Origin of the sequence: Lacticaseibacillus styriensis, from assembly GCF_030770295.1 — a bacterium.
Taxonomy (GTDB): Bacteria; Bacillota; Bacilli; order Lactobacillales; family Lactobacillaceae; genus Lacticaseibacillus; species Lacticaseibacillus casei.
In genome coordinates, this window is the sequence record NZ_CP132483.1 from 1,130,818 (window position 1) to 1,149,031 (window position 18,214).

General features: G+C 44.4%; 30 protein-coding genes and 2 tRNA genes. 23 read left to right on the top strand and 9 right to left on the bottom strand.

Annotated features, from left to right (window positions below):
• Nucleotides 1-69: 69 nt before the first annotated feature.
• A complete protein-coding gene (locus tag LACSTY_RS05390) occupies nt 70-1,410 on the top strand; it encodes a glucose-6-phosphate isomerase (protein ID WP_039638901.1) in 1,341 nt (446 codons plus the stop codon).
• A gap of 126 nt (nt 1,411-1,536) precedes the next feature.
• Here LACSTY_RS05390 and LACSTY_RS05395 read toward each other — a convergent pair whose 3' ends face one another.
• The 8 genes from LACSTY_RS05395 to LACSTY_RS05430 all read right to left on the bottom strand — a co-directional run bounded on the left by LACSTY_RS05395 (nt 1,537) and on the right by LACSTY_RS05430 (nt 6,863).
• Nucleotides 1,537-2,721 (bottom strand): site-specific integrase, encoded by a 1,185-nt coding sequence (locus LACSTY_RS05395; RefSeq protein WP_081528605.1) that lies wholly within the window; start codon nt 2,719-2,721, stop codon nt 1,537-1,539.
• Nucleotides 2,722-2,810: 89 nt separating this feature from the next.
• Nucleotides 2,811-3,014: a hypothetical protein gene (locus LACSTY_RS05400; protein WP_060611504.1), complete on the bottom strand. Its 204-nt coding sequence runs from the start codon at nt 3,012-3,014 to the stop codon at nt 2,811-2,813.
• Between the two features lie 23 nt (nt 3,015-3,037).
• The gene (locus LACSTY_RS05405) at nt 3,038-3,463 is read right to left on the bottom strand and encodes a pyridoxamine 5'-phosphate oxidase family protein (protein WP_087911959.1); all 426 of its coding nucleotides are present in this window, start codon (nt 3,461-3,463) and stop codon (nt 3,038-3,040) included.
• Nucleotides 3,464-3,732: 269 nt separating this feature from the next.
• Nucleotides 3,733-4,503 carry a DUF4393 domain-containing protein gene (locus LACSTY_RS05410; protein ID WP_019892391.1) on the bottom strand — a complete coding sequence of 257 codons (771 nt, stop codon included), beginning with the start codon at nt 4,501-4,503 and terminating at the stop codon, nt 3,733-3,735.
• An 80-nt stretch (nt 4,504-4,583) separates the two neighbouring features.
• The gene (locus LACSTY_RS05415) at nt 4,584-5,285 is read right to left on the bottom strand and encodes a DUF3862 domain-containing protein (RefSeq protein WP_003574520.1); all 702 of its coding nucleotides are present in this window, start codon (nt 5,283-5,285) and stop codon (nt 4,584-4,586) included.
• A gap of 59 nt (nt 5,286-5,344) precedes the next feature.
• Entirely contained in the window at nt 5,345-5,938 is a 594-nt protein-coding gene (locus LACSTY_RS05420) for a hypothetical protein (RefSeq protein WP_019892389.1), read from the bottom strand.
• Nucleotides 5,939-5,984: 46 nt separating this feature from the next.
• A complete protein-coding gene (locus tag LACSTY_RS05425) occupies nt 5,985-6,431 on the bottom strand; it encodes an ImmA/IrrE family metallo-endopeptidase (protein ID WP_019892387.1) in 447 nt (148 codons plus the stop codon).
• Nucleotides 6,432-6,863 carry a helix-turn-helix domain-containing protein gene (locus tag LACSTY_RS05430; RefSeq protein ID WP_003607004.1) on the bottom strand — a complete coding sequence of 144 codons (432 nt, stop codon included), beginning with the start codon at nt 6,861-6,863 and terminating at the stop codon, nt 6,432-6,434.
• Between the two features lie 135 nt (nt 6,864-6,998).
• Here LACSTY_RS05430 and LACSTY_RS05435 point away from each other — a divergent pair, with 135 nt between their 5' ends.
• Nucleotides 6,999-7,241, top strand: a complete 243-nt coding sequence (locus tag LACSTY_RS05435) for a helix-turn-helix transcriptional regulator (protein WP_016369986.1) — start codon at nt 6,999-7,001, stop codon at nt 7,239-7,241.
• The gene (locus LACSTY_RS05440) at nt 7,238-7,393 is read left to right on the top strand and encodes a hypothetical protein (RefSeq protein WP_003582323.1); all 156 of its coding nucleotides are present in this window, start codon (nt 7,238-7,240) and stop codon (nt 7,391-7,393) included. Before LACSTY_RS05435 ends, LACSTY_RS05440 begins: the two co-directional genes overlap by 4 nt.
• Here LACSTY_RS05440 and LACSTY_RS05445 read toward each other — a convergent pair.
• Nucleotides 7,390-7,617: a DUF2188 domain-containing protein gene (locus LACSTY_RS05445; protein ID WP_016371378.1), complete on the bottom strand. Its 228-nt coding sequence runs from the start codon at nt 7,615-7,617 to the stop codon at nt 7,390-7,392. The genes LACSTY_RS05440 and LACSTY_RS05445 overlap by 4 nt on opposite strands.
• Nucleotides 7,618-7,704: 87 nt before the next feature.
• Between LACSTY_RS05445 and LACSTY_RS05450 the strand changes: the two genes are divergently transcribed.
• The 20 genes from LACSTY_RS05450 to LACSTY_RS05545 all read left to right on the top strand — a co-directional run bounded on the left by LACSTY_RS05450 (nt 7,705) and on the right by LACSTY_RS05545 (nt 18,182).
• The gene (locus LACSTY_RS05450) at nt 7,705-7,851 is read left to right on the top strand and encodes a hypothetical protein (protein WP_003594175.1); all 147 of its coding nucleotides are present in this window, start codon (nt 7,705-7,707) and stop codon (nt 7,849-7,851) included.
• 65 nt (nt 7,852-7,916) lie between these two features.
• Entirely contained in the window at nt 7,917-8,465 is a 549-nt protein-coding gene (locus tag LACSTY_RS05455) for a hypothetical protein (protein WP_003582311.1), read from the top strand.
• Nucleotides 8,444-8,665 carry a helix-turn-helix domain-containing protein gene (locus tag LACSTY_RS05460; RefSeq protein WP_003582309.1) on the top strand — a complete coding sequence of 74 codons (222 nt, stop codon included), beginning with the start codon at nt 8,444-8,446 and terminating at the stop codon, nt 8,663-8,665. The genes LACSTY_RS05455 and LACSTY_RS05460 overlap by 22 nt, the downstream gene beginning before the upstream one ends.
• Before the next feature lie 12 nt (nt 8,666-8,677).
• Nucleotides 8,678-8,806 (top strand): hypothetical protein, encoded by a 129-nt coding sequence (locus LACSTY_RS05465; protein WP_003581996.1) that lies wholly within the window; start codon nt 8,678-8,680, stop codon nt 8,804-8,806.
• A 99-nt stretch (nt 8,807-8,905) separates the two neighbouring features.
• Nucleotides 8,906-9,313 (top strand): host nuclease inhibitor, encoded by a 408-nt coding sequence (locus LACSTY_RS05470; protein ID WP_087913243.1) that lies wholly within the window; start codon nt 8,906-8,908, stop codon nt 9,311-9,313.
• Between the two features lie 12 nt (nt 9,314-9,325).
• Nucleotides 9,326-10,192, top strand: a complete 867-nt coding sequence (locus LACSTY_RS05475) for a recombinase RecT (RefSeq protein WP_072672149.1) — start codon at nt 9,326-9,328, stop codon at nt 10,190-10,192.
• Nucleotides 10,173-10,973: a 5'-3' exonuclease gene (locus tag LACSTY_RS05480; protein WP_087911960.1), complete on the top strand. Its 801-nt coding sequence runs from the start codon at nt 10,173-10,175 to the stop codon at nt 10,971-10,973. Before LACSTY_RS05475 ends, LACSTY_RS05480 begins: the two co-directional genes overlap by 20 nt.
• Nucleotides 10,974-10,988: 15 nt before the next feature.
• A complete protein-coding gene (locus LACSTY_RS05485; RefSeq protein WP_087911961.1) occupies nt 10,989-11,840 on the top strand; it encodes a DnaD domain protein in 852 nt (283 codons plus the stop codon).
• The gene (locus LACSTY_RS05490; protein ID WP_019892357.1) at nt 11,827-12,609 is read left to right on the top strand and encodes an ATP-binding protein; all 783 of its coding nucleotides are present in this window, start codon (nt 11,827-11,829) and stop codon (nt 12,607-12,609) included. Before LACSTY_RS05485 ends, LACSTY_RS05490 begins: the two co-directional genes overlap by 14 nt.
• A complete protein-coding gene (locus LACSTY_RS05495; protein WP_087911962.1) occupies nt 12,606-12,938 on the top strand; it encodes a hypothetical protein in 333 nt (110 codons plus the stop codon). Before LACSTY_RS05490 ends, LACSTY_RS05495 begins: the two co-directional genes overlap by 4 nt.
• Nucleotides 12,935-13,384 carry a hypothetical protein gene (locus tag LACSTY_RS05500; protein WP_087911963.1) on the top strand — a complete coding sequence of 150 codons (450 nt, stop codon included), beginning with the start codon at nt 12,935-12,937 and terminating at the stop codon, nt 13,382-13,384. The genes LACSTY_RS05495 and LACSTY_RS05500 overlap by 4 nt, the downstream gene beginning before the upstream one ends.
• 46 nt (nt 13,385-13,430) lie before the next feature.
• On the top strand, nt 13,431-13,685 hold the full coding sequence (locus LACSTY_RS05505) for a hypothetical protein (RefSeq protein ID WP_012491444.1): 255 nt from the start codon (nt 13,431-13,433) through the stop codon (nt 13,683-13,685).
• A complete protein-coding gene (locus LACSTY_RS05510) occupies nt 13,682-14,047 on the top strand; it encodes a RusA family crossover junction endodeoxyribonuclease (protein WP_003607027.1) in 366 nt (121 codons plus the stop codon). Before LACSTY_RS05505 ends, LACSTY_RS05510 begins: the two co-directional genes overlap by 4 nt.
• Before the next feature lie 107 nt (nt 14,048-14,154).
• A complete protein-coding gene (locus tag LACSTY_RS05515; protein WP_257789392.1) occupies nt 14,155-14,280 on the top strand; it encodes a hypothetical protein in 126 nt (41 codons plus the stop codon).
• Entirely contained in the window at nt 14,277-14,564 is a 288-nt protein-coding gene (locus LACSTY_RS05520) for a hypothetical protein (RefSeq protein WP_087911964.1), read from the top strand. Before LACSTY_RS05515 ends, LACSTY_RS05520 begins: the two co-directional genes overlap by 4 nt.
• Before the next feature lie 57 nt (nt 14,565-14,621).
• Nucleotides 14,622-14,789 carry a hypothetical protein gene (locus LACSTY_RS05525; RefSeq protein WP_161492242.1) on the top strand — a complete coding sequence of 56 codons (168 nt, stop codon included), beginning with the start codon at nt 14,622-14,624 and terminating at the stop codon, nt 14,787-14,789.
• A gap of 217 nt (nt 14,790-15,006) precedes the next feature.
• On the top strand, nt 15,007-15,435 hold the full coding sequence (locus LACSTY_RS05530) for an ArpU family phage packaging/lysis transcriptional regulator (RefSeq protein WP_087911966.1): 429 nt from the start codon (nt 15,007-15,009) through the stop codon (nt 15,433-15,435).
• Between the two features lie 275 nt (nt 15,436-15,710).
• Nucleotides 15,711-15,781, top strand: a tRNA-OTHER gene (locus LACSTY_RS05535).
• Between the two features lie 162 nt (nt 15,782-15,943).
• Nucleotides 15,944-16,016 (top strand) — tRNA-Ile (locus LACSTY_RS05540).
• Nucleotides 16,017-16,964: 948 nt separating this feature from the next.
• Complete coding sequence (locus LACSTY_RS05545; RefSeq protein WP_306390987.1) at nt 16,965-18,182, top strand: hypothetical protein; 1,218 nt, start codon at nt 16,965-16,967, stop codon at nt 18,180-18,182.
• Nucleotides 18,183-18,214 lie beyond the last annotated feature (32 nt).

The window sequence follows — 18,214 nt, forward strand, 5'->3', positions numbered from 1 at the left end:
CTTTTTATGATAGCGGTCAAAGCAAAAGTTTTGGCGGCAATTGACGTATTTAGAGGAGGAACGCACACGATGTCGTACATCAAATTTGATTCATCTAAGCTGGACAAGTTCGTTCATGCCAATGAGCTTGAACAGATGCAGCCGTTGGTAACTGCAGCTGACAAGGAATTGCGTGAAGGAACCGGTGCCGGTAAGGATTTCCGCGGTTTTCTTGATTTGCCGGTTAATTATGATAAAGATGAGTTTGCCCGGATCAAGGCAGCAGCCAAGAAGATTCAGGGCAACTCACAGGTCTTCGTTGCGATCGGGATCGGTGGTTCTTATTTAGGCGCACGGATGGCCGTTGATTTTCTTTCTCAAACCTTCCGCAACCTTGATCCTGACTTGAAGTTCCCAGAAGTTTACTTTGCAGGTAACTCAATCTCCGGTACTTATCTGGCTGACTTGCTCGACATCATTGGTGATCGCGACTTCTCGATCAATGTCATCAGCAAGTCCGGTACGACAACTGAACCTTCAATTGCTTTCCGCATTTTGAAGGCCAAGTTAATTGAAAAGTATGGCAAGGAAGGCGCCAAGGAACGGATCTATGCCACAACCGATCGGGCCAAGGGTGCTTTGAAGCAAGAAGCTGACGCTGAAGGCTACGAAGAATTCGTTGTGCCGGATGATGTTGGTGGCCGCTTCTCCGTTATGTCTGCCGTGGGTCTGTTACCAATTGCCGTAGCTGGCGGCGACATCGATGAAATGATGCGCGGACTCGGCGATGGTCGCAAAGCCTATGCATCAGCTGACTTGAAGGAAAACGAAGCCTATCAATACGCTGCTTTGCGGAACATCCTGTATCGCAAAGGCTACACCACCGAATTGCTGGAAAATTACGAACCAACGCTTCAGTATCTGGGCGAATGGTGGAAACAACTGATGGGTGAATCTGAAGGTAAAGACCAAAAGGGGATCTATCCTTCAAGCGCCAACTTCAGTACCGACCTTCACAGTCTCGGCCAGTACATCCAAGAAGGTTTGCGCAATTTAATGGAAACCGTTGTTTGGGTTGAAGAACCTAATCGCGATCTGACCATTCCAGACGACGCCCAGAACCTCGACGGCCTCGGCTATCTTGCCGGCAAGAAGATGTCCTTTGTCAACCGCAAAGCCTATGAAGGCGTTGTTTTGGCACACACGGATGGCGGCGTACCGGTTATGACCGTCTCCATTCCTAAACAAGATGCTTACACCTTGGGTTATCTGATCTACTTCTTTGAAGCAGCCGTTTCAATCTCCGGTTACTTGAATGGCATCAACCCATTCAACCAGCCAGGCGTTGAAGCTTATAAGAAGAACATGTTCGCATTGCTCGGCCGTCCGGGTTATGAGGATATGACCAAGGAATTGAACGCACGCCTTTAATCGCAAGGGCTTGCACGATTTGAAATGTGGTAAATAAAGAGCTCCAGAATCATGTTGTAAAAGTCCGTGGTGAAGTTTTGGTGAAGACTTCGGACTTATACACAAATTCTGGAGCTCTTTTTGTGTTCACTGATTTAGGTATTTTTCGAATTGTTGATGGTTTTCTTTCTTTTTTGCCGGAGAGATTTCAGCATAAATTTGAGTGGTTGAAATGTCTTTATGCCCAAGATCATCTTTGATGTCATCAAGGCTTAATCCTGCCTCACGCATTAAAACGGCATGCGTGTGTCTTAAATCATGGATACGGATGTGAGGGAGCCCAGCCCGATTGGTGATGCGATTAAAAGCACCGGTAGTTGCTCGAGATCGGAGCGGTTGTCCAAACTTGGCATCAGACGAATAGGTGAAGACAAAATCGTTATTGTGGCTAGTAGAAAACCGAAAACCTTGTACATTGCCGTGACTGAAATGGCGCTCATATTGTTGTTGAAGAAGATCATTTACTCGAGCGGTCATATATTCGGTTCTCTTAGAGCTTAATGTTTTGGGACGATCAAGCGCTATTTTGCCAGCGTTTGATCCAGTTTCAGCACGATAGATTCGTGTTGCATTGACTGATAAGGTATTTTTACTGAAGTCAATGTCTGACCAGCGAAGAGCCATGGCTTCACCCACACGAAGCCCGCAGTCAATTAGTGTCACAAAGAATGATAGCCACATAGGCTCTTTATCTTCTTCAGCTGCTTCTATAAAAGATCCAACTTGATCTTTTGTCCAAAAGTGAAGTTCTTTGGAATTGTCTTTAGCATACGCACTGAACTCGACACCAACGGTAGGGTTTTTGGTAATGTAACCAATTGCAACGGCTTTTTTTAACGCATTGTGCAACGTTCCATTGATGAGCTTTACTGTGTTAAGAGACAAGCCATCATTGAATAGACTGCTGATGAACTCCTGATGTTCCTTAAGCGTGTATTTGGCTAGTCGAATATCGCCAATTTTTGGGATGATGTATTTCTTAAGATTATATCGATAGATAATCATGGATCCCTCTTTGACATTAACCTTAAGCTTAGTGATCCACTGATTGAGATAATCAGCCATTAAAATTCTTTCAGTTTGGTAGTGAGAGTGGCCTCTGATTATTTCGGCCTCGGCTAAAGTTGCTTCTTGCTGGGCTACTTTTTCGGTTGGAAAACCGCGCCGATGAATTTTTATTTCTTTTCCTGTCTGAGGATCAACACCAGCGAATATATAGAATTCCCAGGCCTTTTTGCCATCTTTTAGTTTATATGAGCTAATTGATGCCATGATATCGCACTCCTTTTGAACTCTTAGAGCTTGTAATTCAAACGTATGTTCGCTATTTCCTTAAAATAAAACCCCGTTATGGGGTCGTATTATTGCATCTTTCTAACCATCATCATGAGCGCGCCGATAATGATAAAAACGGCTGCCCACCACAGGTTGCTGCCGGGCTTATCAGGGTCAATGAGCCAACGAACCCAATGATGCCTGTGGCCAAACAGGGCGAAGTAGACGCCTATAAGAACAATGATGAGGCCAATGAAGTGTGCCTCGCTTAATGTATCTGGACCGTTCATAAGTACATCTCCAAGAACTAAGCTTAGATTTCGTTTAGCTTGCTGAACTCGATGTCATTGTTGTATCTAATCTTGACGGTTAGTGGTGTGCAACGAATGATGACGGGTCGATCATACTGTAGCGATTCTTGAAAAGTGTTGAGGTTTTCAGCAAAGTTTGGCAAAACCTCCTCAGCAGTCAATACAGCTGTTTTTGCACGTAATAGCAACGATGAGTGGTGTAGCTCATTGAAACAGTAAACAGCCACCACAGGCTTCTCTAGGACGTTGTGAATGGTAGTAGTGTCGCGATCAGTGTAAAAAAGGATCTCTTTAAGCGATCGGTGTGATTTAAGTGGTGTCAGCGAAACTATATTAGGAAAACCGGTATCGGTATCAAGCGTAGCTACCTGCATAACGGTACACTCTCTTAACAGTATATCGGCCTGCCTGATCGTAGAATTTGCCATAAGTAAGACTCCTTGTCTTAACTATTAATTTGATGCGGGTGGCGGGGCTATTAGCCGTTGATGGTGAACGCTATTCATCTTTGCTATAATTAGGTGAATAGTATTTAATGCTAGAGTCAAACAAAGAAGGTGATACAGTGCTTTTCACATTAATTCTTGTTGCTCTGATCGTCAGTCTTATTGTCGTTGCAATCGCTCTACGGATTTACACAAATGGCTTGGTTAAAGAACTTGCAATCATGGAAAATCGAATCGACAATAAAATTAGATTAAACAATAAATTTCACAAATGATTTGCCAAAATCAGAAAAGGCCACAAACGATTTCCGAAAGTCTAAAGTTTCATTATCTGCAAAACCCAACTTTTGGGGAGCTTCGCCAACCATTCTCCACCTTGATTCGTACGCTTCATACTTCTTTTTATAGTAATCAGCAGTTAGCCAAGAGTTCTCTTTTATCTTGACTATACCTGAATGCTCAAGCAGATTTATTGGTACATCTAGTTTCCCTGAACCATCTTCCTTGCTATCGAATAAATATGCTGTAGCTAAAACATCACGGGTGCTGCCAGACGGTTGTCTTGCAATCAACGTAATGGATGGTACTTGAGACGCATAGTTGCTATTTATTTCACGTATTAGAGAAGCTTCTTCTACGGACATATTCGAAAGAATGTTCGCATATTCTGGATAAAAAGTACTATTCACACGATTGTCTAATCCTTTGGCGATCAAGCGGGCAAATGCTTCACGCATTTCCTGCTCATTAAGCCTGAATTTGGAGTCATCAACCGCCTTAAGAACAAAATTGACTTTTGATCCATCCCTATTTTCTTCTGGTATCGTTTCAATGTGGTCCCTAATTCTCGTAGCATAATCTGTTATTTCTTGCTCTTTTCTAATATTAAACTTACGTAGTGGGTTAAGTATTAAATTGAAACCCGATGTAAGAACCGTTCCAGCAGCTTCGCCTAGAGATGCCGCAGCGGGGTTTAATAAAGCGTTTGTTGTCTCATCTGGAATCGGATTCATACCTGTCATAATATCAACTCTCCTTCAGCCCTCGCCACCGGGGCTTTTTTGTACCCAATAAAGGCCCCAAGTAGGGGCCTTCAAAAGGACTACTTCATATTAGACTGAGTTTTCCCGCTTAAAGCATCATTTGTGAATGTAACGTTGAAGTTGGAACCTAGATCACCTTTTACACCAGATGTATAACCGGCCACAACATTCTTTTGACCACCGATCAGGCTTTCATTGTAATAGTCAGGTTGTCCCCATTTTGAGGTGAAGTCAGTGTACTTCGTTCCGTCTTGGAATGCATTGAAATCTGCCAAAGTGATCTTTTGCTTGCGGCTTAACTTGAAGCCTGTAAGATTTTTGCTGAACGCGTTTCCATCGGTAAAGGAGACAATCACGTTAGCTCCCAAGCCGCCCTCAACATTAGTCCAAGTGACAAGATCAGTTTTAACTCCGTTTGTGGTACTGCTTGAGGTAGAAGATGGGTTACCAAACTTGGCTTTTAAATCATCTAATTTGGCACCACCATTGCCGTTTTGCATCAAATCACCCAGAGTGATGCTGTCAAAGTCTGCACGAGTAATCTTGCCGCTGTCCTTTTTTGATGTACTTGAAGATGATTTATCCGTTTTGCTAACTGCCGTTTTTTCTGTGGATTCGCTGCTTGATTTCCCCTTATTATTGAGGCCGCCGCCAATCGCTGCTACCACAATAATAACTAATACCCAAAACCAAACGCGCTTGTAAAAAGGCTTCTTTACCTTATACTGCTTGCCGTCAGCACCCATTACCTTTTTTGCCATTTTGTTTTCCTCCATAAATAATTTTCAGCTTTTATCGTCTTCCGTGTCTGGACTAACAATTACTTCAGCTTGTATCCGACTGATTTATCTTGATCAATATGAGCTGTTAGAAAAATGGTGGCTTTGGATATGCGCTCGGATACCAAATCTTTATCAGAAATTGGATAAACCTTATTGTGCACGGAATACTTAAATCCATCTTTTAAGATTGCAATTTCGTCTTTGAAGCGTTTCTCTTTGTGATACATGACAGCTAATTTGTTGGCTGAAAGCTGCCCCATTTTCTTGACAATGGATAGCCATTCGTTCTCGGCTTTGACCCAGTCGCCTTCTTTATAATAAAGATCGCCTAAATGATAATGGGGAAGGACTTCATCGATGATTGCCATTTCATAATCAAGCTTTTTATTTCCAGATGGTTTGTATTTTGAGATTGAGATGGTTTGTTTATACATTTCCCGTGCTCGTTGTATAGAGGTTTCTTTTGCCATCGGGAAGCCTGTATTAGGATTTTTTCTGACTGTCTGTGGGGATTTTTTAATTTTAGTGTTAGGGCGCACTTCGCTGCTGGTTTTTTGAATTGCTAGATTCTTGATGGGTTTATTGGCTTCTAAGCTTTTAGCATGTCTTATTAGGTTGTCAAAAAAGCCCATTTTGATGCTCCTTCTGCGAAATTTCTTGAAAATTAAGCTTCGTTAATTAAAGAAATACAAAACGGTCAAAAGACTCTGGCAAGTTGAAATATTGAAGTATCCCATAAGTTGTTGTGATTTCAATGTCTTGAGCCTTCAGAATGTCCACCATGTATCTAACAGCAAATTCATTTGCCTCTCGTTCAATTCTTGGTATCCAACCGCCAATCATCATAGAACGCATAAATGGCGTGCTATCGTTTTTATGCATACGGCAATGGCCAACTTCGTGGAGAAGAACAAGCAGTTCCTGAGAATCGGTAAGATTGTCACTCAAGAATATCGTTGCGCAGCGATTAGTCCTGACTGATAGCCCCATGGTTGAATTGGGCATGGTGACCCGTTTTACCCCATAGTCATATGTTTTACATATGGAAAATGGATCAGTCGAATCTATTGCGACATCAGCCGTACGTTTAAAAGTTTGGTCAGCAACGTCACTGGCATACGACATTTAATCACCGCCCGTATCTCGATACTTCTTAGGTGTGAATTTCTTTTTTGCTTTTTCTTTATTGATACGAAGCCCCATTTCTATGATGTCCCTCATAGATTGCTTTTGATCATCTGTCATCGGTTCACCGTAAAAATTGACACTAGCATCTGAATTCATACCGTCAATAATCTGCTGAGCCAGTTTAGCGATATCTTTGGTGTCCTTATCGGTTAGCTCATAATATCTGCGTTTATTTGTACGATACATAAGAAAATCCAAAGAAACATTAAATATATCCGCCAGGTCGTTCAAAGCATCTGTGTTTGGACGCCGTTTGTCAGTTTCCCACATAGCAAGAGTGGACTGACTCACGTTAATTTTGTCTGCGAGTTGTTGTTGGTTCCAGCCTCGCTCTTTTCGTAGCATTGCAATTCTTTCGCCAATATTCATGAGCAGCCCTCCTAATGTGATTATACAATCACGAGAAGTGATTTTTGCGGTTTATTTCAAAAAGTGATTTTTTCTGTTGACTATCACGTGAAGCGATGATATAGTTATCACATCAAGTGATAAGGAGGCGAAACAATGAACAAGCTTTTAGAGGCACGAAAGGCTAAGAGAGAGTCTCAAGCACAGGCAGCCAATGCTATTGGCATCGCACAATCTATGCTTGCCATGATGGAAACTGGTGATCGGAATGGCTCTGACAAAACTAAACGTAGAGTTGCTGAGCATTACGGAAAATCTGTTGGTGAACTTTTTTTTAGCGATACTATCACATCAGGAGATAAACACATTCCCGCCCAGCGAGAGGAGGCAGTCAAATGAACGAGAAAGATCCTAAGCCTTTGCAAGATTATACGAGGATTATCGTTGAAACAGACGAAAAGCACCCAAAAACCATAGCAATAGTCACGGCAGATGACTTTGAGCTTGCTGATGGTTTTCGGGTGCGAATGACACCTAATTATAAGAATTAGTCTTTGTCAATTGGTGGATGAGGATCGTTGCCAAAACTGTTTTTCAAGTTAATCTGGCCATTCTGTTTTTGGCTTATAACTTCAGAATTCTGGTTTTTGGCAATCTCGGTCGCAAACTTCAAAGCATCTGATTTCTTATCAAATATCTTTGTTGGTTTCGAGTTTCCTTCTCCATGAACAGACCATCTACCGTCCTTTGGAGAAATCCATTGGTTTCTACCCATTTTATTCGCCTCCCTTCGATGCAATTATCGCACTCGGCGGGAGGCAATCACACAATATTCAGTTTTCAAGTTAAGGAGGTGAGCCATATGACACGCGAAGCAATGATTGATTTTTTGACCCGCGTCTACCCAGAGGTTCCGGCCTTTGCATTCGAACAAATGCCTGACGAGCAGTTGAAGGGCCACGTTGACGAATGGCTAGCTGAAGACGCTGATCAACTTGCTATGGGTTAATCATAGCCTTCTCTAGCATGAATCAATATCCACCAATATTTCATCTTTTAAAGGAAGTGGAACGTATGAAAGCAACAATTAGTAGCCCTTTGAATAGGTTCGCTACTAGAACCAACACGCCACAGAAGGTGATCGCTTATGCAGCAAAATTAGGGCGCTCAACGATCAACAACTATTTTCATGGAACTCCCATTAGAGCAAATGAGGCTACTGACATTGCCAATTCGATGAATGACAGCGAACTAAGCTATGAAATGGCTAACTTGTTTCTAGGAATCCCTAAGCTGTTTAGTGGTGACGGAATATACCACGATTTACGCGGGCTTTTATTCACCGATAAACGAGAAGAAGACGAGGAGAAAGCTTCTTTCATCAAGCACGACATTGAGGGCCTTGCTAATGACCCCAACTTTACACGCGATGACGCTAAAAACTTGAAAGCATACGCATTCGAAAAATTGGATAGCACAGTCGCAGATCTAACCGAGCTGAATGCCATTTGTGAAATGCTAGGCATCTCAATTATGGATCTTTTCAGCGAAAGGCTCCCACATTATCAGAAACTTCATTATATGAGGAAGGATGAGCAGGCATGGAACAAGGATTCACACTGATCGATCCCACTAAGCCGCAAAGGACACGCAAGCCATTTAAACCGAAAATTTATTGGACGCCAAAAGATGTCATGGCACACTATCAGGTTTCTGCTGCGACAGTGAGCCGTTGGAAGAAGCGTGGCGCTCCATTCGTTGGACCAGGTAAAACACAGCGAGTTGAGCCTGAGAAGATGGAGCGTTGGTTTGCACGACAATAGGAGGCCTAACAAATGCTAGAAGCAATCATGTCGGTGCTGTTCGACCCATCATCAGCCTTTTGGAAATATCTTCTTGTAGCTCTGGCTGGCATCATGATCGGTGCCACAGCAGTAGGAGGTTGGAAACAATGGACACGATAAAAAGAGCACAAAAAAATCCCGTAGCTCCTACTACGGGAAATCAGAAACTGAGCAGATATTATTATGACTTAATTTTATCACGGAAGGCGGTTGATGACCATGCTTGATTACAACACAGCGGTTCTGAACGAGTATCAACGACGAGAAGCGCTTGAAGATAAAGCCATTGCCGATTGGGAGTCCTATCACGGTACCGTCCTGCCCAAAGATATGGATATCGAACAAGCGGAGGAGTTTTTGGCCACCGCCGATGAGTATGAAGTTGATACAAAGAAGCCTTGGTTCTATCAAAGCTGTGCTACATCGCGTTATGAAGGCGCCTTTAACAAAGACAAGGCGAAGGAATACTTGAAAGATTGGATCAACATTCACGGCCCTGAGCGATTCTTAAAAGACGCTGCTAGTTCTACGTATCCGAAAACAGAACTGGTTGAGATTTTCTTCGGCGATGACAGCTTAGACATTATCGATTTCATGAAGAATCAAGGATTTCAGGAATGGAAATAGGAGGAGCAGCATATGACGACACAATATGACCTAACAAAAATGCCGGTTAAGCAACTAATTGAGACACAGGCTATTCGAAACAAGTTTGCGGCGGTTCTGGACAAACGGGCCCCACAGTTTCTTTCATCGATTGCCAGCGCGGTAAGCCTTAATCCAAGCTTAGCCAGAGTTGATCAGCTAAGTGTTATCAACTCGGCCATGGTAGCAGCAACGCTCGATCTTCCGGTTAACCCGAGCTTGGGTTTTGTCTACATCGTTCCATACAAGAACCAGGCGCAGCCACAGATTGGTTATAAAGGCTATATCCAATTAGCTCAACGATCAGGACGGTATCAGCGCCTGACTGCTTTACCAATTTATGAAGATGAGTTCAAGAGCTGGAACCCATTAACAGAGGAACTTGAGTACACGCCGAACTTCCACGATCGCGAAGCAAGCGAAAAACCGGTTGGCTATGCCGCATCGTTCAAACTGACTAACGGTTTTGAAAAGATGGTCTATTGGACATATCAGCAAGTCGATGATCACCGCAAGCGTTTCAGCAAATCCGGTGGTGGTACGGAGCCCAAGGGCGTTTGGAAAGATAACTACGAGGCTATGGCCCTGAAGACGGTAATCAAATCGTTGCTGACTAAGTGGGGCCCAATGACAACCGACATGCAGAGTGCCGTTACCGCTGATGAGAAACCAGTTGAAGTAGATACAGAAATCAAGGATGTCACTCCGGAAGACGACCCCAATTCGATTGAAAGTGTACTTAATGCTCCCACTGAACCCGCTACAAAATCGGAGGTGAAGCCAGATGCTCTTAAGCCAGACATTACCCACGACCCAAATGCAGGAAAACAACCAGAAATCTTTGACGGTCAACAAGGATAATTATTACTCGCTGGATACCAGTTTCAAATATCAGTCTGCTACCTGGTTTAAGAAATTTCTGACATGCGAAGCAGAAGCGATGGCCGAGTTGCAAGGTAAATGGACGCCAAGAGGTGATCCGACTGCCTTGCTGGTTGGAAACTATCTACACAGCTATTTCGAATCCAAGCAAGCTCATGAGTCTTTTATCAAAGGACACCCAGAGATGTTCTCAACTCGTGGATCATCAAAAGGACAACTGAAAGCCCCGTATAAACAAGCTGATGCGATGATTGCCACGCTTGAAGCTGATGAGAATGTTCAACGACTTTATCAGGGTGAAAAAGAAGAGATCCTTACCGGTGATCTGTTTGGGGTCGAGTGGATGGGCAAGCTGGACTGCTTCGACTCCACAAAGTCATTCTTTTTGGATCTGAAGACCACACAGTCGCTTCACAAGAAGTATTGGAAACCAGGAGAACGTCAGCCAACCAGTTTCGTTGATGCCTATAACTATCAGCTTCAGATGGCGGTTTATCAGGAGCTGATTTACCAAAATTACGGAAGGCGACCACGAGCATTCATCATTGCCGTGACCAAGGAAGATGTACCCGACCATGCCGTCATCGAAGTGCCACAGTACCGTATGGACGAGGCACTGGAAGAGATCCAGGACAGCACAGAACGCATTGAGGCGGTTAAATCCGGTCAGGTGCGGCCACATCGCTGTGAGGCCTGTGATTACTGCAAGGCAACTAAACGAGTCGCCACAATTATCAGCATGGATGAGCTAGTCGAGTAGGAGGTGACTCACCGCATGGATTTATTCAAGCTAATTCGAGAGTTCTACATTCAGCAAAGCGTTAATCCGCTAAGCACAGGACAGATAGCATTATGGCATGGGCTGGTTTACCAATGTAACCAGCTAGGCTGGCCAAGCGAATTCAATATGCCGAATCGAACACTTGAAACGTTGACTGGTTTAAGCCGTCAGGGCATCGTCAAAGCCCGCAACGCGCTAAAGCAGTCAGGGCTGATAGATTTTCAAACTAACGGTGTTAAGGCAACGACCTACTCAGTCATCGATATTTCACGAAAACTTAGTACGTCAGATAGTAGGCAACCTAGTAGTCAAGCTGATGACAGTGTGTCAAATAGTAGGCAACACAGTAGGCAACCTAGTAGGCAACACAGTTTACAAGGTAGTTTACAACCTAGTAGGCAACACAGTAGCACATACACTAAACAAGACGAGACTAAACTAGACAAAACTAAACGACAACAGACTACTGCTCCAGTAAAGGCAGCAGAGAGGCCTACTGAAGAACCGTCATCGTCGTCATCATCAATTCTTGATATTTGCAATTTCTGGGAAGGCAATGGGTTTGGACAACTATCACCGTTCACCAGAGAAAGCCTTGTTGATTGGGTTGATGACATGCGAAAAGCAGGATCACCTGAACCTGAGAAGCTAGTTCTAAAGGCGCTAAGGACTGCAGTTGAAAGCAATGTTAGAAACTACAAGTACGTCAACGGCATCTTGAAAAACTGGGAGAGCAAGCGTCTTCTCACGGCTGCTGCTGTCGAAGCAAACGATAGTGAACGCCAGTCAAACCGAACGCCGCACACCGAACCGAAAAAGGAGAACTGGGGATATGGAGTCGACTAAAGGACTATTCACACATGCGGACGTGCAAAGAATCATTGAGAAGCGTGGAATTGACGTTAATACGCTGCCAACTCAGGCCGAGATCGAACACCGCTTCTACGAACGCTCTATGGCCGCATTGAACCGTAAAAAGGCACGTGCCATTTATCGCTACTCAGTCTTCCCCGGAAACGTTCCGGCTAAGTTTACGTTCGAAAAATGGCAGCCTGAACTACAAACGGATCAGCAAAACTCTAGGAATCTGGGGAATCGTGCATACAAGCTGACCAAGCAAATGGCGGAAGTGCCTAAGAACGTGGTTCTGTTTGGACCGCGTGGGACGGGTAAAACGTCCTTGGCCTTAGCAATGCTAACCAGATTGCGCGATCAAGGCCAGTCGGGACTGTTTATTTCAACAGCAGAGCTGAGTAACCTGATGGGCTTTCAATACGATGCACCAGACGTTCGCCTGCGTTTAGCAGGCATTGAGCGGGCAATGAAAGAGGCTGGCGTGCTGTTGTTGGACGACTTCGGCACAGAAGGCGGTATGAAACTCGACATCAAGCCAGTGAGACGTGACATGCAAGAGCTGATGTATCGCGTTGCAAATGCCCGCCTTGATTTTGAGAGCAACAGTCCTCGTCTATCAACAATCATCACAACGAACAACGAGCTGAGTGAGCTTGAGCACATGTACAACAGCAAACTCATTAGCCGCCTCATTCCAAAATCAAAAGACTGCACACTCAACTTTGAAGATTTGAAAGACGTAAGGGGAAAACAAAAGTGAGAGTCGAAGAAATGACGAATAGATATTTGCAACGCTTGGATGAACGTTTGCGGGCCTACGAAACGGCCATGAATCAAACAGTAGCGGACATCGAACGCGATTATGACAGTGGTTTCCTAAACGTTACTGAAGCACAGTGGCAAGACATCGTCGTGCTTGTTGAGAGCATTGTTCAGGCAAATACACGCATGATTCATGAAGCGTCAGATAGCATATATGCTAACGGCGAAGTTTCGGGCAACTTGCTTAAGTTAATTAAACTAGCTAAGCACTTCGCAACACTGGACTTTTCAGAAACGCCATTAATTAAGCAGGAGGCAGAATTATGACACAAGTAACAGTGCGTTTATACGAGCAGGGCGACAAAGTGTGGCGCGACTTCAAAGCTGAATTGCAAAAGCGATACAAAAACGCAGTTAAGCTAGATATTTCTGAAAGCGAAGCATTCTCAAAAATCGAAAAGCAAGCGTTCAATAACCTGATCGTTGTATCAAAGAAAGCGATTGTCGAGAAACGTGCGGTAGCCGGTGTTGATAATCGAGATATGCCTTCAGTCGCACTGATCAGCAGCATCAAGGCTGTAAATAAACGCGGGGAAGCTAACCATAAGAAGTATGCAGTACAAGTTTCTGAGGCGGCAAGCAAGAGCAAAACACTAACAGAGGTTGCAAAACGGATTGGGAAGTCAACAACGTTCGTGAAGCGAGTGGCAAGTGAGTTTGAGATCAAGTTACCGCGCCGCAACAACGGCCATGAAGAGATTGTTAGTCGTTAGACATTTAGCGATGAATAATACAAGAAACTACAGGAGGAATCTTCAAATGCAAGCAATTAAAACAAAAATGATGGTCGGTGATCTGGTTATGGTTCCTGATCGAGTATTCATGGGCGTGCGTGATCTTGGCGGTGTGGCACGAATCATCAGAATCGAGCGATACAACGCCAGAGGTGAACGTCAAGACATCAACAAGCCAGTTGCTTTTGATGGCAAGGCACCCAAAGAGCTAATCACAACGGTTGAGATGGTTGATGGCAAGCAACGTCAATACTATCTGAAGGACGTGAAGCCAGCGTGAACAGGATCATTATCCCATTGCCCCTCATGACTCTTAACCAGTACATCAAGGTTGAACGAGGCAATATGTTTGGCGGAGCAAAAGTCAAGAAACAAGCAACGGAAACGGTAATGTTGGCTGTGAGAAAAGCGATGAATCAGGGCGTGAAATTTCAATGGGGAAAACCTCTAAGTTTCGACTGGTACTGGTATGACAAGCGAACAGACCCGGACAACATCGCGTTTCAGCACAAGTTTATCTTCGACGGCATGCAAAAGGCTGAATTTTTAGAAAACGACAACTGGGATCACATTGTAGAACTGCGAGATCGGTTCTTTATTGACAAAGCTAACCCGAGAGTTGAAGTCGAAGAAATCGATTGAGGAGGCACACAAATGACGAGAAAAGGGTTTAAACATATGTCGCTTGATAGTGCGATGGTGGCCGTTGTGCTTACTGCGCTGCTATGTGGCTGTGAGGAGGCCGAGCAATGAAAACTGGAGACAACACGTTCGATGACATCTACATCAGCAAAGAGACTGGCAAGGTCGTGGGCGTCATGCTTGATGGACGCGACTACAAGCTTGTGCCAATCAAACAGGAGGACGAAAAATGAACCCTTTTGATTCTTTTGAGTATGGTTCAACTATGGAAACGGCGCTAAAAGGCTACATTTTGCCTGACAATATGGACGGATATACAAGTCTGGGTACGCTGATACAAAGCTTAGAAGAAGAGTGCGAAGCCGAAGAGATTGATGAGAACGGTCTAATTGCTGAAAAAGACCTACCAGCATTCAGGCGTATGTGGAAAGAATCACCCGCAGAGTTCGTTGAAATAATCGCTGTTGAATGGGTAAGCACCATGGAAGAAATCGTGAAATTGGAGGAAGAAAAATGAAAGCATCAGTAAACTATAATTCCTATGCGGATTCAATCAGGGAGGAGCGGCAATGAAATGAATGATAGACATCGAGCAGTCATGCGAGCGCGCAAGGAACAGCTCATGTATGAACGCAGAAAATATGAGCACAAAATGGACGGACTTGCAAAAGCACTTTATCCAGTCTTCAATGTGGCCGCTGCAACGATTGAACAATGGCTTGCTGCCTTCCAGTTCAGGTAAACAAAAAGCGCGTCTGATGAAGGACGCGCCGGAGGCAGATTAAGCTAAGAGATGTAAGTAATGAATTTCGCCACAATAGAGGCTGCCTCCTTAATCAGTATAGCAAACGCACATGTTGAAAGTACATTTAAAAGCATCAAAAAAAGCGCACCATTACGGCACGCCGTTTCCCCAAACTTTTACAAATTTAATTATACCATAAGGAGTGGCGCTTGTGATGGAGCTTTTATCAATTAGCGATGAAAAGGATCGGGAAGCAGTCGAAAATATCCTGAATAAATACCGAGCAGAGCGTGGATTCATAAAGGCGCCAGTCAATCCAAAGATCACTAGTGCATGGGGAGACGGAACTTCTGCCAGCACTGTTCAGCGTCCGCTGTATGCACAGCAGCGTTTGGAGAGACAAGAATCGGCACGTAAGTTCTGTGACTGGTGCGACAATTGTATTGCATCAATGCCGAAACAATCACATCAGCGTTTATTAAGGGTGCGCTATTGCGATGGGCCCGAAACAGATACGCCAGACGGTGATGCAATGAATATTCTCGATATATCTGCAGCAACCTACACACGCAGAAAGAAAAATGCGTTGTTAGCAGCGGCCTGGTACTTTGGCGTCACACCCAGAAAAAGTAGTGAGCAATAAATGATCGATGAATGAGGACTATTTGAGGACTAATTGATTGATAAATGAGTGGCGAACTAAAAAAGGAATCCCATATGATTGTATTGTGCCAAGGGAGCGATCCTAAAGCACCGCATTTTTCCTCCGAGCCATGGTGATGATAAAGCTGTGGCAAGGCGTGGCAATTAGGACTGACGGTGATAGTCAGGCGGGTTCGATTCCCGCATGCCACATTGTCCAGTTTAGCGACCGGGCACAGCTTGCGATGACCCCATCTGACAATGGGCGAGCGAGCAGCAACTGAAGCTCCGGCTAGTGGGAACCCGGAAGACGTTCCGGCGGGTAGGTTCGACTCCTGCCAGTTGCATTGTCGATACAAACGGCAAATACTGGAACGCGCAGCAGACGTGCTCATGATGGCGCTAGTTTAGGTCTCGGCCATCAATTATGCGATCAGCAGACAAGGGAAGGCATTGAAACCGGTTAAGCAACGCTGAAACGGGCGGTGCAACTCCGTCTGCTCGCTTACGTAGATGTAGCTCAATCGGTAGAGCGCGCAACTTATAATTGCGTGGGTGCAGGTTCAAGCCCTGCCGTCTACACTCACCTCAATGTAGTATTCCAGCTCATGCTGGAGTACTATTTTTTTGAGGTGATTGAAATGAAACCGATTAACTTTAGGAAGAGCGAGCCAACGATCGAAGAACTGTCAGATAGGATTGACGCTTATAACCGGCGTGCGAGTGAACTAATGAAGAGAAATCGACCATTAACGCGCGAAGACCTGACAGATGTTCGTGAGCTAAGGAAAAGTCTTGACAGCGAATATCACGAATACAATTTGTCTAGAAACGATTTTCTTCATGCTGGCCCAGGACTATATCACAGATACTATAAGTGGGTTCAGGATACCGTTCAGTATACGTCAGGCAGATTGACTAGCGACTTAGCTGTTAGTTTTCTTTCGGATGTAGGGTCAGCCACAATTATGTGGAAGGTGGATAAACGTTTTGCAGAAACAAAAAAGTCACACCATTTTTGATAACCTATTGTTGTGCGCAGATAAGCAACAGGCGCAAACATACCAAGAGCAGTGCCCAGAAATGCAGTGTCGTTCTATTAACGTAATAGCAAAATGGATGCCCTAAAGGTCCTTCATTTTGGAGTTTCTCCCGGCTTGTACACTCAGTGCCAATACGACGCAATCATGATGAAAAAGCTAAAGACCGTAACACGTATTCTGAACAATGCCGTGAGAGCAACGAGGAAATCCGTAGAAGACGCTTCGGCGTCTTTTTATTTACCCGAGCACTCCGCCAAACGGTGAGGTGCTATTTTTGTGCAACAAAAAAGCCCTCGCTCTGGGAAAACGAAGGCCAATCACTTTTGAAGTGTGAGAATGAACTCACTAAGTCATTGTAACACAATACTTATAATAGGCACATAAAAAAGCTCTCGGGGACGAGTCCGAGAGCCTGAGGAATAAAAATGAAAAGAGCAGCACATGATTGCATGTGGCTCACAATTATTATATTTCAGGAGGCGAGTAGATGCAATGGACAGATAAACAGATCGGTGACATTAGGAAGCTCGCCTCTGAAGGCTTTACCAGACGCGAGACGGCAGACAAGCTAGGAATTAGCTACGATGCGCTTCAAGGAAAAGCAAGACGGCTTGGCATCGAGTTCCAAAAACCACTAAAGAATGAATACGATTCAGACGGCACAAATAGGGAGACGCCATCCGCTGACAGAAAAGTCGCTCTTAATGCTGATGGTAGCCAAACAGTCACTGCCTTAATGAGACTCAAGCATGAGCCAAATAAAGACCCACGAACTTTGATGGAGTTGTGTGGATACGATCCTGATAAGTTCGAGATGGTATTAGGCGACTACAAAGTGTATGAGCAGCATAGTACCGAAGACGGCACAGTTTCGCAGTACAGCATTCATATTCGCGTAAAGCCGAAACAAGGCTTATCGATAAGTGAAATGGCTGAAGCGTTCAACGACAAAATCATTCCGGTCAATTACGGCATGAAGAAATCGGGCGATCGCAACCTAGTAATTCCATTGCCTGACCTGCACTTTGGCTGGACAACATTCGCCGATCTAAAAGACATGGTGAGTCAACTCAGAGAGATCATCATGGACGGCTACAACGAGATTGTAATCGAGCAATTGGGAGATCTATTCCATAGTGATCAGATTCATGCAACACAAACGGTTAGAGGAACACAATTAGATCACGCAAACATGCGTCAGGCATTCCATGATGCTGTGAAGTTGTTTGATCAGATTATTCCGCTGGCAATTGAATATAGCAATCGCGTCTCAATCAAGAGCGTGTTCGGTAACCATTCAGGTGATCTCGAATACGCTTTTCTTTATGCGCTGATAGATCGCTATCCACAAGTACACGTTGATCTCAATGACAGTAATCCGGCAACCGACTGGCGCTGTGCATACTTGCTAGGGCATGTTGGCATTATGCTCGCCCACGGAGATGTAGCCAAGGACAAGCTGACAGGGCTTTTTCCATTTGAGTACAAAAAGATATTCAATATGGCAAAAACATACGAACTTCACTCAGGCCACTATCATAGCGAGAGGTTTAAAGATGATCGTGGCATTATGTGGCGTCAGCTTGGAACTGCAAAGCCAAATGATCCCTATGAGATTAAGAATGGCTTCACCACGGGCAAGCATTTGCTGTATGCGTTCGTTTATGACGACACACGATTGAGGTGTACTTATGAGCTCAACTAAGCGTATGGGAAGAGTAGACTACGGCTACGTCT